This is a genomic window from Streptomyces changanensis, assembly GCF_024600715.1.
GTDB lineage: Bacteria > Actinomycetota > Actinomycetes > Streptomycetales > Streptomycetaceae > Streptomyces > Streptomyces changanensis.
Genome location: NZ_CP102332.1, coordinates 4,704,540 through 4,719,262, shown reverse-complemented (window position 1 = coordinate 4,719,262; position 14,723 = coordinate 4,704,540). Strand labels below are relative to the sequence as shown.

General features: G+C 74.9%; 7 protein-coding genes and 1 pseudogene. 4 read left to right on the top strand and 4 right to left on the bottom strand.

What is annotated here, in order from left to right:
- Positions 1–194: 194 nt before the first annotated feature.
- The 4 genes from glgP to NRO40_RS20980 all read right to left on the bottom strand — a co-directional run bounded on the left by glgP (position 195) and on the right by NRO40_RS20980 (position 7,715).
- Positions 195–2,831: an alpha-glucan family phosphorylase gene (gene glgP, locus NRO40_RS20995; RefSeq protein WP_058943666.1), complete on the bottom strand. Its 2,637-nt coding sequence runs from the start codon at positions 2,829–2,831 to the stop codon at positions 195–197.
- Positions 2,832–2,966: 135 nt separating this feature from the next.
- Positions 2,967–4,742: an FAD-dependent monooxygenase gene (locus NRO40_RS20990; protein WP_306674884.1), complete on the bottom strand. Its 1,776-nt coding sequence runs from the start codon at positions 4,740–4,742 to the stop codon at positions 2,967–2,969.
- Positions 4,743–4,756: 14 nt separating this feature from the next.
- Complete coding sequence (locus NRO40_RS20985) at positions 4,757–5,878, bottom strand: monodechloroaminopyrrolnitrin synthase PrnB family protein (RefSeq protein WP_058943664.1); 1,122 nt, start codon at positions 5,876–5,878, stop codon at positions 4,757–4,759.
- Between the two features lie 883 nt (positions 5,879–6,761).
- The gene (locus tag NRO40_RS20980; protein WP_058943663.1) at positions 6,762–7,715 is read right to left on the bottom strand and encodes an AraC family transcriptional regulator; all 954 of its coding nucleotides are present in this window, start codon (positions 7,713–7,715) and stop codon (positions 6,762–6,764) included.
- Between the two features lie 117 nt (positions 7,716–7,832).
- Here NRO40_RS20980 and NRO40_RS20975 point away from each other — a divergent pair, with 117 nt between their 5' ends.
- From NRO40_RS20975 to NRO40_RS20960, 4 genes and pseudogenes are all read left to right on the top strand, one after another.
- Positions 7,833–8,762 carry an SDR family oxidoreductase gene (locus NRO40_RS20975; protein ID WP_198549409.1) on the top strand — a complete coding sequence of 310 codons (930 nt, stop codon included), beginning with the start codon at positions 7,833–7,835 and terminating at the stop codon, positions 8,760–8,762.
- Between the two features lie 298 nt (positions 8,763–9,060).
- The gene (locus NRO40_RS20970) at positions 9,061–11,097 is read left to right on the top strand and encodes an alpha-1,4-glucan--maltose-1-phosphate maltosyltransferase (RefSeq protein ID WP_079047295.1); all 2,037 of its coding nucleotides are present in this window, start codon (positions 9,061–9,063) and stop codon (positions 11,095–11,097) included.
- Positions 11,094–12,788: pseudogene (gene treS / locus NRO40_RS20965) on the top strand (maltose alpha-D-glucosyltransferase); the annotation flags it as partial. The gene NRO40_RS20970 and the pseudogene treS, both read left to right, overlap by 4 nt.
- Positions 12,789–13,235: 447 nt before the next feature.
- Positions 13,236–14,711, top strand: a complete 1,476-nt coding sequence (locus NRO40_RS20960) for a maltokinase N-terminal cap-like domain-containing protein (protein ID WP_107115163.1) — start codon at positions 13,236–13,238, stop codon at positions 14,709–14,711.
- Positions 14,712–14,723: the final 12 nt, after the last annotated feature.

Genomic DNA, 14,723 nt, shown 5'->3' with positions numbered 1-14,723 from the left:
CCGGTGCCGCTCCGTCACCCCCGGCCCACCGGGTCGGGACCGGCGGACTCCTCCCGCGGTACCGGTCGGGGTCCGCCGTACGGCCGAGGCGGCCCGGGACCGCAGGACGATGCCGCAGCGGCGGGCGGCACGGCAGGCTGGCCCCGGGCCCGTCGCCCCCCACGAGGGGAGGGGGCGACGGCCCGGGGCGCCGCTCAGCGCAGCAGGACGCCCGCGCCCTCGCCCGGCGACTCGGCCGGCAGTGCCACCAGCCCGAGGTCCGCCCCGGCGGCGAGCAGCCGGTGCGCGGGCAGCACCCGCACGGTGTAGCCGAAGGGCCCGGTGCGGTCCAGGCTCAGCGGACCCTCGTACACCCAACGGCCCTGCTGGTCGGGACCGCCGCCGCCGGCCGGCTTCAGCGGGAAGGTCCGGGCGTCGGCGAGCGCGTCCCGCGTGTCCACCCGGCCCGCGACCGCCTGCACCTCCACGTCCTCCGGCTGCAGCTCGCCGAGGGTGACGCGGACCCGCAGGGCGAGCGTGGCGCCCAGCTCGGCGACCTCGCTGCTCTCGTCCGCCTCCACGTGGTCGACGGCCACGCCCGGCCAGGCCGCGCGGACCCGGGCCTTCCAGGCGGCCAGCTCGCCCGCCCCCTCCAGGTCCAGCGCGCGGTGGGCCCGCGCCGCCGGGGTGTACAGCCGCTCGACGTACTCGCGCACCATGCGCCCCGCCACCACCTTCGGGCCGAGCGAGGTGATGGTGCGGCGGACCATCTCGATCCACCGCTCGGGCAGGCCGTTCGCGCCCCGGTCGTAGAAGCGCGGCGCGACCCGCTGCTCGATCAGCTCGTACAGGGCGTGCGCCTCCAGGTCGTCGCGGCGCTCCTCGTCGGTGGTCGGACCGTCGGCGGTGGGGATCTCCCAGCCGAAGTCCGGGTCGTACCACTCGTCCCACCAGCCGTCCCGCACCGAGAGGTTGAGGCAGCCGTTCAGCGCGGCCTTCATCCCGCTCGTGCCGCACGCCTCCAGCGGGCGCAGCGGGTTGTTGAGCCAGACGTCGCACCCCGGGTAGAGCTTCCGCGCCATCCCCATGCCGTAGTCCGGCAGGAAGACGATGCGGTGGCGGACCCGCGGGTCGTCGGCGAAGCGGACCATCTCCCGCACCAGCCGCTTGCCCCCGTCGTCGGCCGGGTGGGCCTTGCCCGCGACGACGATCTGGACGGGCCGGGTCGGGTGCAGCAGCATCTCGCGGAGCCGGTCGCGGTCGCGGAGCATCAGCGTGAGCCGCTTGTAGGACGGCACCCGGCGGGCGAAGCCGATCGTGAGGACGTCCGGGTCAAGGACCCCGTCGATCCAGCCGAGCTCCGCCGACCCGGCGCCGCGCTCCCGCCAGGAGGCCCGCAGCCGGGTCCGCACCTCGTGCACCAGCTGCTCGCGCAGCTCGCGGCGGAGCTCCCAGACGGCGGCGTCGTCGATCTCGGCGAAGGCGTCCCAGCGCTCCGAGCCGCCCACGCTGAGGGCGTCCTCGGCCCGCTGGGCACCGATCCTGCGGGCGCCCAGCCGGAGCACCTCGGGCGCCACCCAGGTGGGGGCGTGGACGCCGTTGGTGATGGAGGTGATCGGCACCTCCTCCGCGTCGAAGCCGGGCCACAGCCCGGAGAACATCGAACGGCTCACCGAGCCGTGCAGGGTGGAGACGCCGTTGGCGCGCTGGGCGAGGCGCAGCCCCATGACGGCCATGTTGAAGACGTGCGGCTCGCCGCCCGGGTACGTCTCGCGGCCCAGCTGGAGCAGGCGCGTGACGTCCACGTCCGGGAGCTCGGCGCCGGGGCCGAAGTGGCGGGCGACGAGGTCGCGGTCGAAGCGATCGATGCCGGCGGGCACGGGCGTGTGCGTGGTGAACACCGTCCCGGCCCGCACGGCCTCCAGGGCGGCGTCGAAGTCGGTGTCCTGATCGGTCAGCTCCCTGATGCGCTCCAGGCCCAGGAAGCCGGCGTGGCCCTCGTTGGTGTGGAACACCTCCGGGGCGGGGTGGCCGGTGAGGGCGCAGTACGCCCGTACGGCCCGGACACCTCCTATCCCCAGGAGCATCTCCTGCAGGAGCCGGTGCTCGCTGCCCCCGCCGTAGAGCCGGTCGGTGACGTTCCGCTCGCCCGGCCCGTTCTCCTCGACGTCCGAGTCGAGCATGAGGAGCGGGACCCGGCCGACCTGCGCCACCCACACGTGGGCGAAGAGGGAGCGGCCGCCCGGCAGGGCGAGGGAGATCCGGACCGGGGTGGCGTCGGGGCGGCGCAGCAGGGTCAGGGGCAGCTCGTTGGGGTCGAGGAGCGGGTAGTGCTCCAGCTGCCAGCCGTCGCGGGAGAGCGACTGGCGGAAGTAGCCGTGCCGGTAGAGCAGGCCGACGCCCACCAGCGGGACGCCGAGGTCGCTGGCGGCCTTGAGGTGGTCCCCGGCGAGGATGCCGAGGCCGCCGGAGTACTGGGGCAGCGCGGCGGTGACGCCGAACTCCGGGGAGAAGTAGGCGACGGCCGCGGGGGGTTCGTCGCCACCCCCCTCCGCGTGGTTCTGGTACCAGCGGCGGCCGCGCAGGTAGTCGTCGAGGTCGTCGGCGGCGGCGGTCAGGCGGCGCAGGAACCGCCGGTCGCGGGCGAGTTCGCCGAGCCGCGCGGCGGAGACGGTGCCGAGAAGCCGCACCGGGTCGCCGCCGGCCGCGCGCCACCCCTCGGGGTCGACGGCCTGGAACAGCTCACGGGTCTCGGCGTGCCAGGACCAGCGCAGGTTCCGCGCGAGGTCGCTGAGGGGTCGGAGGGGTTCGGGCAGGACGGGGCGGACGGTGAACCGACGGATGGCCTTCACGTGTTCCACCTTCGCAGGCGAGGTACGTACAGTGGCGGACCCACCACGGTATGCGTCCGCCGTTCCGGGATGACGGTAGTGCCACGGCGCCGCGCGCGGCCATGGCGCACGGCGCACGTGGCACGGGGGGCGCACTCAGGGGCGCGCGCGTACCGGCGTGTCGCCCGGACGGGTGCGCGCGGCCGCCAGGTCCCGCACCGGCACGGCGTACGGGGTCCCCCGGTTGACCGCCTCCGGGTCGAACGCGCCCGTGGCGGCGTACCGCGCGGCGATGGCGCGGCGTTCCTCCGGGGGGACGACGGCGTCGGCGTCGGTGAACCCGCCGGGGGCCCGCTCGTGGGCCAGGTGGATGACGGCCTCGGGCCCCAGGCGCCGGTTGGCGCGCTGGAGCTCCGTCATGGCCGGCCGCCGGTGCGCGTCGTAGGCGGCGAGGGCCTCCACCGGGTCGCGGTGGACCCCCAGGGCGTGGGCGAGGGCCCGAGCGTCGACGATCGACTGGGTGGCGCCGTTGGAGCCGGTCGGGTACATGGCGTGGGCCGCGTCCCCGACGAGGGTGGTGCGGCCGTGGCTCCAGCGGCCGAGGGGCTCGCGGTCCACCATGGGGTACTCGTACGCGCCGTCGGCCGCGCGCAGGACCTCCGGGACGCTGACCCCGCCGAACTCCCAGCCGGCGTAGTGGTCGAGGAACCGCTCGACCGGGACCGGCCGGTTCCAGTCGCCGAGGAACCGCTCGTCCACGGCGTCGGCCGGCATGGCCAGCGCCCAGTTGACGAGGACCCCGGGGCGGCGCGGGGACGGCTCGGTCATCGGGTAGACGACCGCCTTCTGCCGGTCGTCGCCCGCCACCAGCATGAACGGCGCGGTGCGGTGGGCGTCCATCGGCGACACGCCCCGCCACACCAGCACGCCGTTCCACGGCGGCTCGCCCTCGTCCGGATGGAGCGCGGACCGCACCGCCGAGCGGATGCCGTCCGCGCCGACCAGCACGTCCGGTTCGAGGTGGGTCACGCCCCGCACCCCGCCGGAGCAGTGCTCGATCCGCACGCGCGGCCGCGCGCCGCCGGGCGGTTGCTCCACCCCGGTGACGCGGGCACCGGTGACGAGCGTGCCGGGGCCGAGGCGCTCCTCGACGGCGTCGGCGAGCACGCGCTGGAGGTGCGCGCGGTGCACGGACAGCTGCGGCCAGCGGTAGCCGGCGCGCAGACCGCGCTCCTCACGGGCGATCAGGGCGCCGCAGCGGTGGTAGTAGCGCAGCTCGCGAGTGCGGACCGCGTCGGCCTCCAGCCGGTCGAGCAGGCCGAGCGCGTCGAGCTCCCGCACGGCGTTGGGCATGAGGTTGAGTCCCGCGCCGAGGGGCCGCAGCCCGGGCGCGGCCTCCACGACGGTGACCCGCCCGTGGCCGGCGGCGTGCAGCGCGAGCGCCGTGGTGAGCCCGGCGACGCCGCCGCCCGCGACGAGGATGTCGGGTGACGTGTCGCGCAGGGCGCAGCGCGCGGCGGCCCGCCGGGCGGGGGTGTCGGGGCGGACGCCCGCTCCGCCGCCCAGAGTGGCGTCCTCGACGGCGCCCGGGGCGGTGCCCGGGGCGGTGCCGAGGGCGGACGTGGTGCCGGGGGTCGGGTCGGGCGTGGCGTGCGGGCCGGGAGCGCCGTCGGTGACGTTGCCCGGGGCGGCGGTCGTGTCGGCCGGGGTCCTGTCGGCGGCGGTCGTGTCGGCGGGGGGCCTGTCGGCGGCGGTCGTGTCGGCGGGGGTCGCGGGCCGGACCGGGGTCGGCGTCCGGTCGGTGCTCGCGGGCCTGGCCGGCGCGGGGGTGCCGTCCGGGGCGGGGGTGCCATCCGGGACGGGGGTGCCGTCTGCGATGCGGGGGGCGCCCGGGGTGCGGGAGGTGCTGTCCGGGGTGGTGTCCGGAGTCATCTGGCGTGGTCCTCTCAGGCGGCCGGGGTGCGGGGCGGGACCGTGGCGCGGCGGACCAGGTTCTCGTTGTCCCGGGTCAGGTCGAGGACCGAGCGGAGCAGGGCCACCGGGGCGCCGCCGCTTCCCGTCTCGTAGAGGCGCAGGTCGTCGTGGTACGCCTTGCGGGCGATGCCGAGGTGACGGGCGCGGAAGGTCTTCAGCAGCCGCAGCACCCGCGTCAGGGACACGGCCGCGGCCGTGAGGGCGGGCGGCGTCCGGTGCCCGCTCTCCCAGCTGAGCGCGGCGGTGAGCTTGCCCACGGCGGAGACGCCGCCGCGGTGCGCGGCGTGGAAGGCCCGCCAGGACGGCAGGCTGTACCGCACGGACTCGTCGAGGAAGGCGTCGTACCGGGGGTCCGAGCGGTCGCTCTGCCAAAGCGTCAGGTCGACCAGCCAGAGCGGGACCTGCGCGGCGGCCGGGCCGAGGTACTCGCGGCCCGCGACGTCGATCCCCTCGAAGTACGGGCGCAGCGTGCGGGCGAAGAACTCGGGCGCGACGTGGGCGACGGTGAAGTCGATCGAGTCGACCATGGACTGGACGTGCTGTGCGGTGCGGTCCAGTGCGCAGGCGAAGCCCGGGTCGTACGGTTCGAGGCGGGCCAGCTCCCCGCAGGTGCCGAGGGCGGCGACGAGGCCCGGGAAGACCATCCGGACGGCGTCCTGGAGGTGGGCCTCCGTCTCCGATCCGGTGTAGCTGCGGCGGCGCCGGCCGAGCGGGTTCCAGGTCGTGTAGTGGTGGACCGTGTCGCGCGGCACCATGTCGGTGCGGCGGCCCAGCTCCTCCAGGACGGGCAGGACCTCCGGCACCGCGGCGACGGGTTCGGTGCCGTGGCGTTTGAGGGAGCCGAGGAGCACCCCCAGGTCCCGCATTCCGGCCAGGGCCTCCACGACGCTCCACCCGGCGACCCGGTCGAGGTCGGGGACGAGGGCGCGCAGGGCGACGGTGAGGGCGGCGGTGTCCGCGTCCCGGTTGATGCCGGGGACGGCGGCGAGGACCGCGTCGGCGCCGAGCGGGTCGGCGGCGCGTATCTCGGCGATGCGGTAGCGCGGTTCGGCGCAGGTGACGAGTCCTGGCTCGACGACGTCGTACAGGCTCAACGGAAGGCCCCTCTCGGGCGGGTGTGGCGGGTGTGGACGGGGTGGTCGCGGTCGGGCCCTCGGGCGGACCGCGGCGGGGGTGGCGGTGTGGCGTGTGCGCCCCGCCGGGCCCCCGGCGTCACCGCGGGGCGCTCACCCGGCCCTGGCGCGGGGTGGCCGCCGGTACGGGGGCGGGCGGGCGCGGTCGCACGGGGCGCGGGGCGGCCGCCGCGAGGACGGCGCCGGACGGCGGGGCCGTACGCGAGCAGGGGGTCCGCGCGGGCGGCGCCGCCCGTCCGGGGGTACGGACGCGAGCGGCGGCGAAGGCCGCGGGGACGGCGGGGGCGGCGGGAGCCGCGGGGGCGGCCGGGGCCCCGGGGGTGGTGCGGGTGGTGGCCGCCGCGTCGGCGGGGTGGTCCCCGCTCGTGCGCGGGGGGCCGTCGCCGGGGGGTGGGGGCGCGGCGCCGGTGGCCGCCGGGGCCGCGGTCAGGGGCGGCGGGGCGCAGGCGTGCGGTGCCCGCGCCGTACCCGCCGCAGGCACGTCACCGCTCCCGGCGGGCCGGCGGGAGCGGCGAGGCCGCCGCGGCACGCGGGGCGGAGCGCGGGGAGGTACCGGCAGTGGCCGCCGCGCCGGGCATGCCGTCGGGCCCCGTCACGCGGCCGTCGCGTCGCGACTGCGAGTAATCCTGACCCGACCTGGTCACCATGTCTCCTCCGCGGAACGGCTGCGCCCTGCAGAGCCTGTCCGCCCCCGGCCACCTGCGGCAATGAACGACCGTCCAGCGGTCCTTAAGAACCGGCCAGCCTTCGCGTACCGTTGCGACCGGAATGTTCCCGTACGCGGGGAGCGGCGCGCCCGGCCGGGGCGGCGTCACGCGACCGCCCGGGCCGGGCCGGGGCCGGGTCACGCGACGTTCGCCGCGTGCGACCGGTACTCCCCCGGGGTCTTGCCGAACCACTTGCGGAACGCCAGGTGGAAGCCGACCGCGCTCTGGTACCCCACCCGCTGCGGCACGGCCGACTGCGGCAGCGAGGTCTCGCACAGCAGCCGGGCCGCCTCCTGCATCCGCCGCCCCGTCAGGTGGCGGGCGGGCGCCTCGCCGACGAGCTCGCGGAAGGCGGCGGTGAAGGCCGAGCGGGACATGCCGACCTCGCGGGCGAGGGACTCGATCGTCCAGGGTTCGGCGAACCGGGTGGCGATCATGACCATGGCGCGGCTGATGCCCGGGTGGTGCAGGACGGGCAGGACGCCCGGCTTCTCGGTGAGGTCGCGCAGCAGGGGCCGGAGCGCCAGGACGAGCGCCATCTCGAAGGCGCGCAGGGTGATGAGCCGGTCGCCGGGACCGGTGGGCCGGTCGGGTGAGGCGAGCAGCCGCAGCGTGTCGCGCAGCAGGGGCTCCCGGTCCACCTGGGTGGTGTCGAGGACGAGTGCCCAGGGCAGCGCGCGGTACAGGCCGGACGCGGCGCTGGAGTCGTAGTGCAACCCGGCGCACAGCAGCCGGGTCTCGGGACCCTCGCCGCCGAAGCTGATCGCGCCGGAGGTGCCGGGCTGGCGCTCGGGCAGGACCGTCCGCAGGGGCACGCACTGCCGGTCGGGCCGATCGGAGAGGCGGTGGGCCGCGCCGGTCGGGAAGAGGGCGAGGTCGCCGGTGACCAGCCGCTGCGGGGGGTGGTCGGTCCCGCTGATCCAGCAGTCGCCCTCGACGACGTAGTGCAGGACCGCGCAGCTGCGCTCGGCGTCGCCCTCGATGGCCCAGGGCGCCCGCACGTGCCAGCGGCTGTCGAACACGCCGGTGAGCCGCAGTGGTTTCAGCAGTTCGCTCAGGAGGTCGTCGCCGTCGTTCTCGGTCGTGTCCATGGACGATCCTTCAACCCCCGCCCCGGTTTGTTAATTGATCGGCCAAAGCCGCCGCCGCCAGCCTGAAAGGTGCCGTCCAGTCAGCAGAGACACCCTATCGAAGGGCCCTTCAGCCATATGTCCGATCACATTCCGATGCGCGTCGCCGTGGTGGGGGCGACCGGATTCCAGGGCGGCGCGGTGGCCCGCCTCCTGGCCGCGCGCGGCCACCGCGTACGGACCCTGTCGCGCCGCCCCGAGGGGGACCGGCCACCGCTGCCGGGGGTCGCCTGCGCCTCGGGCGACCTGGGCCGGGCGGAGGACGTCCGGGCGCTCTTCGAGGGCGCGACGCACGCCGCCGTGACGATGCCGCTCGTGTACGACGCGGAGCGCGTCGCCCGGTACGCGCGGAACGTCGCCGCGGCCGCCCGCGCGGCCGGGGTGCGCCGGATCGTCTACAACGCCAACACCCGCGTCCCGGCCCGGCCCACCCGGACGGCGGCGTTCGAGACGCGGCGGGCCGCCGAGGAGGCGCTGCGCGGGAGCGGGGTGCCGCTGGTGGTGGTGCGCCCGCCGGTCTACCTCGACAACCTCTTCAGCCCCTGGAACGGCCCGGCCCTGGTCGACGACGGCGTCCTCGCCTACCCGCTGCCCGCGCACACCCCGACGGCGTGGCTCTCCCACGAGGACCTGGCGGAGGCGGTGTGCGCGGCGCTCACCGCGGACGGCGTCGAGGGGCGCGTCCTCGACGTCGGCGGCGCGCTGACCCTGACGGGTGACGACCTGGCGGCGGCCTTCGCCCGCGGCCTGGGGCGCTCGGTGCGGTACGTGCCCCTGGACCCGGCGGTCTTCGAGGAGCGCCTCGCCGGGGTGCTGGGCGCCGGGGCGGCGGCGGGCGTCGCCGGGCTGTACCACCACATGGCGTCAGGGGCCGACCCCGATCTGATGGCGGGTGACGCCGGCGCCGCGGCCCGGCTGCTGGGGGTGCGTCCGGGACCGGTCGAGGACTGGGTGGCCCGCCGGCCGTGGCAGATCTGGGCCGGGGAGGCGACCGGGGCGGGGAGATGAATCCGGCCCTTGTCGGAGCGGCCCGAACGGCCGCCTGACACTCCCGACCTGCGGACCGACCCCGCGATTCCATCGAACGGGGTCGGTTCTCGGCTGTCTGGCCGGACGGCTTTTCGGGCGGACAGGTGTGAAACCCGCTGATTGCGCACCCGAAGGGGGTGGGAAGGCTCCTCCGGTACCCCGCCCACCCGAGTGAACCCGGAGAGGAGCGGTGATGCCTGCGCCGCGCCACGCGTCAACGGAGCAGTTACAAAGAGCGATACCCCGTAAGCAACCCTCAGGTGATGCCGTGAACCCGCTGATTGGTCGCATTCCCGTCCTGGACCTCTCCCCGATCGTCGACTGCGGCAGGAGGCCCGCGAAGGCGGTGGCCGGTGAGACCTTCCAGGTCTCGGCCACGGTCTTCCGCGAGGGTCACGACGCGGTCGGCGCCGACGTGGTCCTCACGGACCCGTCGGGGCGGACCGGCCCGTTCACCCCCATGAGAGAGCTGGCGCCCGGCACCGACCGGTGGGGCGCCGAGGTGACCCCCACCTGCGAGGGCCGCTGGACGTACCACGTCGAGGCGTGGAGCGACCCGGTCGCGACCTGGCGCCACCAGGCCGGCATCAAGGTGCCCGCGGGGATCGACACGGAGCTGGTCCTGACCGAGGGCGCAGCCCTCCACGAGCGGGCCGCCGAAGGGGTGCCGAAGGACGAGGGCCGCGAGACCGTCCTCGCCGCCGTCGACGCGCTGCGCGACACGCGCCGCGCCCCCGCGCAGCGGCTCGCCGCCGCGCTCGCCACCGAGGTCCGCGAGGCCCTGGACCGCCACCCGCTGCGCGAACTGGTGACCGCCTCCCGGCGGTTGCCGCTGCTCGTCGAACGGGAGCGGGCGCTGTACGGGTCCTGGTACGAGATGTTCCCGCGGTCCGAGGGCGCCTACCGCGACGCCGGCGGACGGCTGGTGTCGGGCACGTTCCGCACGGCCGCCGACCGGCTCCCGGCGATCGCGGCGATGGGCTTCGACGTGGTGTACCTGCCGCCGATCCACCCGATCGGCACCACGCACCGCAAGGGCCCGAACAACACCCTGGAGGCCGGCCCGGACGACCCGGGCGTGCCGTGGGCCATCGGCTCGGCCGACGGCGGCCACGACGCCGTCCACCCGGACCTCGGCACGATCGAGGACTTCGACGCGTTCGTCGCCCGCGCCCGTGACCTGCGGCTGGAGGTCGCGCTGGACTTCGCGCTCCAGTGCTCGCCGGACCACCCGTGGGTGAAGCGGCACCCGGCCTGGTTCCACCACCGGGCGGACGGCACCATCGCGTACGCCGAGAACCCGCCGAAGAAGTACCAGGACATCTACCCGATCGCCTTCGACAAGGACATGCGCGGCCTCGTCCGCGAGACCGTGCGGGTGCTGCGGCACTGGATGGCGCACGGGGTGCGGATCTTCCGCGTGGACAACCCGCACACCAAGCCGGTGGTGTTCTGGCAGAAGGTGATCGCCAACGTCAACCGCACGGACCCGGACGTGATCTTCCTGGCGGAGGCGTTCACGCGGCCCGCGATGATGCGCACGCTCGGCGCGATCGGCTTCCAGCAGTCGTACACGTACTTCACCTGGCGCAACACCAAGCAGGAGCTGACCGAGTACCTGACGGAGCTGTCGACGGAGTCCGCCGCCACCATGCGGCCGAACCTCTTCGTCAACACCCCGGACATCCTGCACGCCTACCTCCAGCACGGCGGCCGGCCGGCCTTCGAGGCCCGCGCGGTGCTGGCGGCGACGCTGTCGCCGACGTGGGGCGTGTACGCCGGGTACGAGCTGTGCGAGAACACCCCGGTCCGGGAGGGCAGCGAGGAGTACCTCGACTCGGAGAAGTACCAGCTGCGCCCCCGCGACTGGGCGGCGGCCGAGCGGGAGGGCCGCGGCATCGCCCCGCTCATCACCGCGCTGAACCGGCTGCGGCGCCGCCACCCGGCGCTGCGGCGGCTACGGAACCTGCGCTTCCACCCCGTCGACAACGACGCGATCATCGCGTACAGCAAGCGGACGGGTTCGAACGTTGTTCTGGTGGTCGTGAACCTCGACCCCCACCACACCCAGGAAGCCACGGTTTCGTTGAACATGCCGGATCTCGGCCTCGACTGGCACGAGACCGTACCGGTGCGCGACGAGCTCACCGGCGAGACCTATCACTGGGGCAGGACCAACTACGTGCGCCTGGAGCCGGGCGTATCGCCCGCGCACGTGTTCGTGGTGTGCCGGGGATCCGGGGGCTGCCCCCCTGATCAGCACGGTTCGGTCCTGCGACCGTCTCCCCCGATCGGAGGGTCACCCACATCATGACCGTCAACGAGCCCGTCCACGACACGTTCGAGGACACACCCGCCAAGGACCGGGACCCCGACTGGTTCAAGCGGGCCGTGTTCTACGAGGTGCTGGTCCGCTCCTTCCAGGACAGCAACGGCGACGGCATCGGCGACCTCAGGGGCCTCACGGCCAAACTGGACTACCTGCAGTGGCTCGGCGTCGACTGCCTGTGGCTGCCGCCGTTCTTCAAGTCGCCGCTGCGCGACGGCGGTTACGACGTGTCGGACTACACGGCGGTGCTGCCGGAGTTCGGCGACCTCGCCGACTTCGTCGAGTTCGTGGACGCCGCGCACCAGCGCGGCATGCGGGTGATCATCGACTTCGTCATGAACCACACCAGCGACCAGCACCCGTGGTTCCAGGAGTCCCGCGCCCACCCCGACGGCCCGTACGGCGACTACTACGTCTGGGCCGACGACGACAAGCAGTACCAGGACGCGCGGATCATCTTCGTCGACACCGAGACGTCGAACTGGACCTTCGACCCGGTGCGCAAGCAGTACTACTGGCACCGGTTCTTCTCGCACCAGCCGGACCTGAACTACGAGAACCCGGCCGTGCAGCAGGAGATCCTCTCCGCGCTGCGGTTCTGGCTGGACCTGGGCATCGACGGCTTCCGCCTCGACGCCGTGCCGTACCTCTACCAGGAGGAGGGCACCAACTGCGAGAACCTCCCGGAGACCCACGCCTTCCTCCAGCGGGTCCGCAAGGAGATCGACGCCGCCTACCCCGACACCGTGCTGCTCGCCGAGGCCAACCAGTGGCCGGAGGACGTCGTCGACTACTTCGGCGACTTCGCCGGCGGTGGCGACGAGTGCCACATGGCGTTCCACTTCCCGGTGATGCCGCGCATCTTCATGGCGGTGCGCCGGGAGTCCCGCTACCCCGTCTCCGAAGTCCTGGCCAAGACCCCGGCGATCCCGGCGAACTGCCAGTGGGGCATCTTCCTGCGCAACCACGACGAGCTGACCCTGGAGATGGTCACCGACGAGGAGCGCGACTACATGTACGCGGAGTACGCCAAGGACCCGCGGATGCGCGCCAACATCGGCATCCGGCGGCGCCTGGCCCCGCTCCTCGACAACGACCGCAACCAGATCGAGCTGTTCACCGCCCTGCTGCTCTCCCTGCCCGGCTCGCCGATCCTCTACTACGGCGACGAGATCGGGATGGGCGACAACATCTGGCTCGGCGACCGCGACGGCGTCCGCACCCCGATGCAGTGGACGCCCGACCGCAACGCGGGCTTCTCGTCCTGCGACCCGGGACGGCTCTACCTGCCGACGATCATGGACCCGGTCTACGGCTACCAGGTGACGAACGTGGAGGCGTCGATGGCCTCGCCGTCGTCGCTGCTGCACTGGACCCGCCGCATGATCGAGATCCGCAAGCAGAACCCGGCCTTCGGCCTCGGCTCGTACACCGAGCTGCCGTCGTCGAACCCCGCGGTCCTCGCCTTCCTCCGGGAGTACGGCGACGACCTGGTGATGTGCGTCCACAACTTCTCGCGCTTCCCGCAGCCGACCGAGCTGGACCTGCGCCAGTTCGACGGGCTGCACCCGGTGGAGCTCATCGGCGGGGTCCGCTTCCCCGCCGTCGGCGAGCTGCCGTACCTGCTCACCCTCGCGGGGCACGGCTTCTACTGGTTCCGGCTGCGCGCGGACGCGGTGCTGCCCACGAAGACGGCGGCCCGGTCCACCAGGTGGCCCACCGCGCCCGCCGACACCGCCCCGCACCCCGCCCCGGGCGCGGTCCCCGGCCCGGCCCCCGGCGCGGGCCCCGGCCCGACGGCCGGACCGGCCCCGGGAGTGGTCGCGCCGGCCGTGCCGACGGCGGCCCCGGCCGGGAGACCGGGCGGCGATCCCGCCCGGCTCCCGCGGCACTGACGGATCCTCAGCCCCTCGGGACCCCCTCCGGCCCCACGCCCCCGTACGTCCGGGGCGGGGCGTTTCCCTCGCTCCGCCCTGGGCACTGTCCACCTCATACGTCGATTCGGGTCTATAAGGACCATCCCCGCCCGACACGTCCCGCACAGCCGGACAGCCCATGCCGCATTCCGGGACACTCTGCACGTTCCGTGCATTCTGTAGTACCCGGGGAAAGGACGCGCTGCCATGTCGGAGACCGCATCCACCGCCCGGGCCCCCGTCGCCCTGCTGCCGTCGCTGGCACCACTGCTCCACGAATGGCTCCCCCGCAGACGATGGTTCGCCGGGAAGGGCCGGCCGGTCACCGGCTTCGCCCTCGTGTCGGCCACCGAGCTGCTCCCGCTCGACACCGCCGGACCCGCTCTGCTGCACCTGCTCGTCCGCGTGCAGCAGCCGGGCCCCGGCGGGCCGACCACGTCACCCACGCCGACCACACCGCCCGGTGACTGCTACCAACTGCTGCTGGGCGTCTGCGACACCCTGCCCCCGCGGCTCGCCCCCGCCCACATCGGCCGCGTCACCCAGGGCCCGCTCGCCGGGCGCACGGTGTACGAGGCGCTCCACGACCCGCGGCTCGCCGCCCTGCTCCTGGAACGGCTGCGGTCGCCGGGCACCATCGGGCCGCTGACCTTCCACCGCACGGAGCCCATCCCCGACGGGCTGGCCCCGCGCGTGCTGGACGCCGAGCAGTCGAACACGTCCCTCGTCTACGGCGACGCGTACATCCTGAAGATCTTCCGGCGGATCCACCCGGGGGCCAACCCGGACCTGGAGCTGCCGCTCGCCCTGGCCAGGGCCGGCTGCGCCCGCGTGCCGGCCCCCGTCGCCTGGTTCGAGTCGGGTCCCGGCCACCCCGACGGCGCCACGCTCGGCGTGCTGCAGCCCTTCCTGCGCGGTTCGCAGGACGGCTGGCAGCTCGCGCTCGACGCGCTGGCCAAGGGGCGGGACTTCACCGACGAGGCCCGGGCGCTGGGCCGGGCCACGGCCGAGGTGCACACCGCGCTCGCCGACGCGCTGCCCACGGTGACGCTCGCGCGGCCGCAGGCACGGCACCTGGCCGTCGCGATGGGCCGCCGGCTGGACGCCGCCGCGCAGGCGGTGCCCGCGCTCCTGCCGTACGCCCCGGGACTGCGCGCCGCCTTCGAGGCGGTCGCCGTCCTCGCCGAGGAGGGCAGCACCTGGCGCGCCCAGCGGGTCCACGGCGACCTGCACCTGGGACAGGCGCTGCGCACGCCGCGCGGCGACTGGGCGGTGATCGACTTCGAGGGGGAGCCCACGAAGCCGCTCGCCGAGCGCCGCCGCCCCCAGCCGGCGGTCCGGGACGTCGCCGGGATACTGCGCTCCTTCGACTACGCCGCCCACTCGCACCACCCCTGGCAAGCGGAGTGGGCGGAACGTTGCCGCGAGGCGTACTGCGCCGGGTACGCCGAGGCGTCCGGCACCGACCCGCGCGCCGAAGAGGCGCTGCTGCGGGCCTACGAGACCGACAAGGCGGTGTACGAGGTCGTGTACGAGGCCCGCCACCGCCCCGACTGGCTCCGGGTCCCGATGGCGGCCATCCACCGCCTCGCCGCGCCGCAGGACGGCGCGGGCGCCGGACCGCACTCCCCCGGCCGGGCGCGCTCCCGTCGCCCCCGGCTCGCTCCCGACACCCTGACGTGACCGCACCGAGGA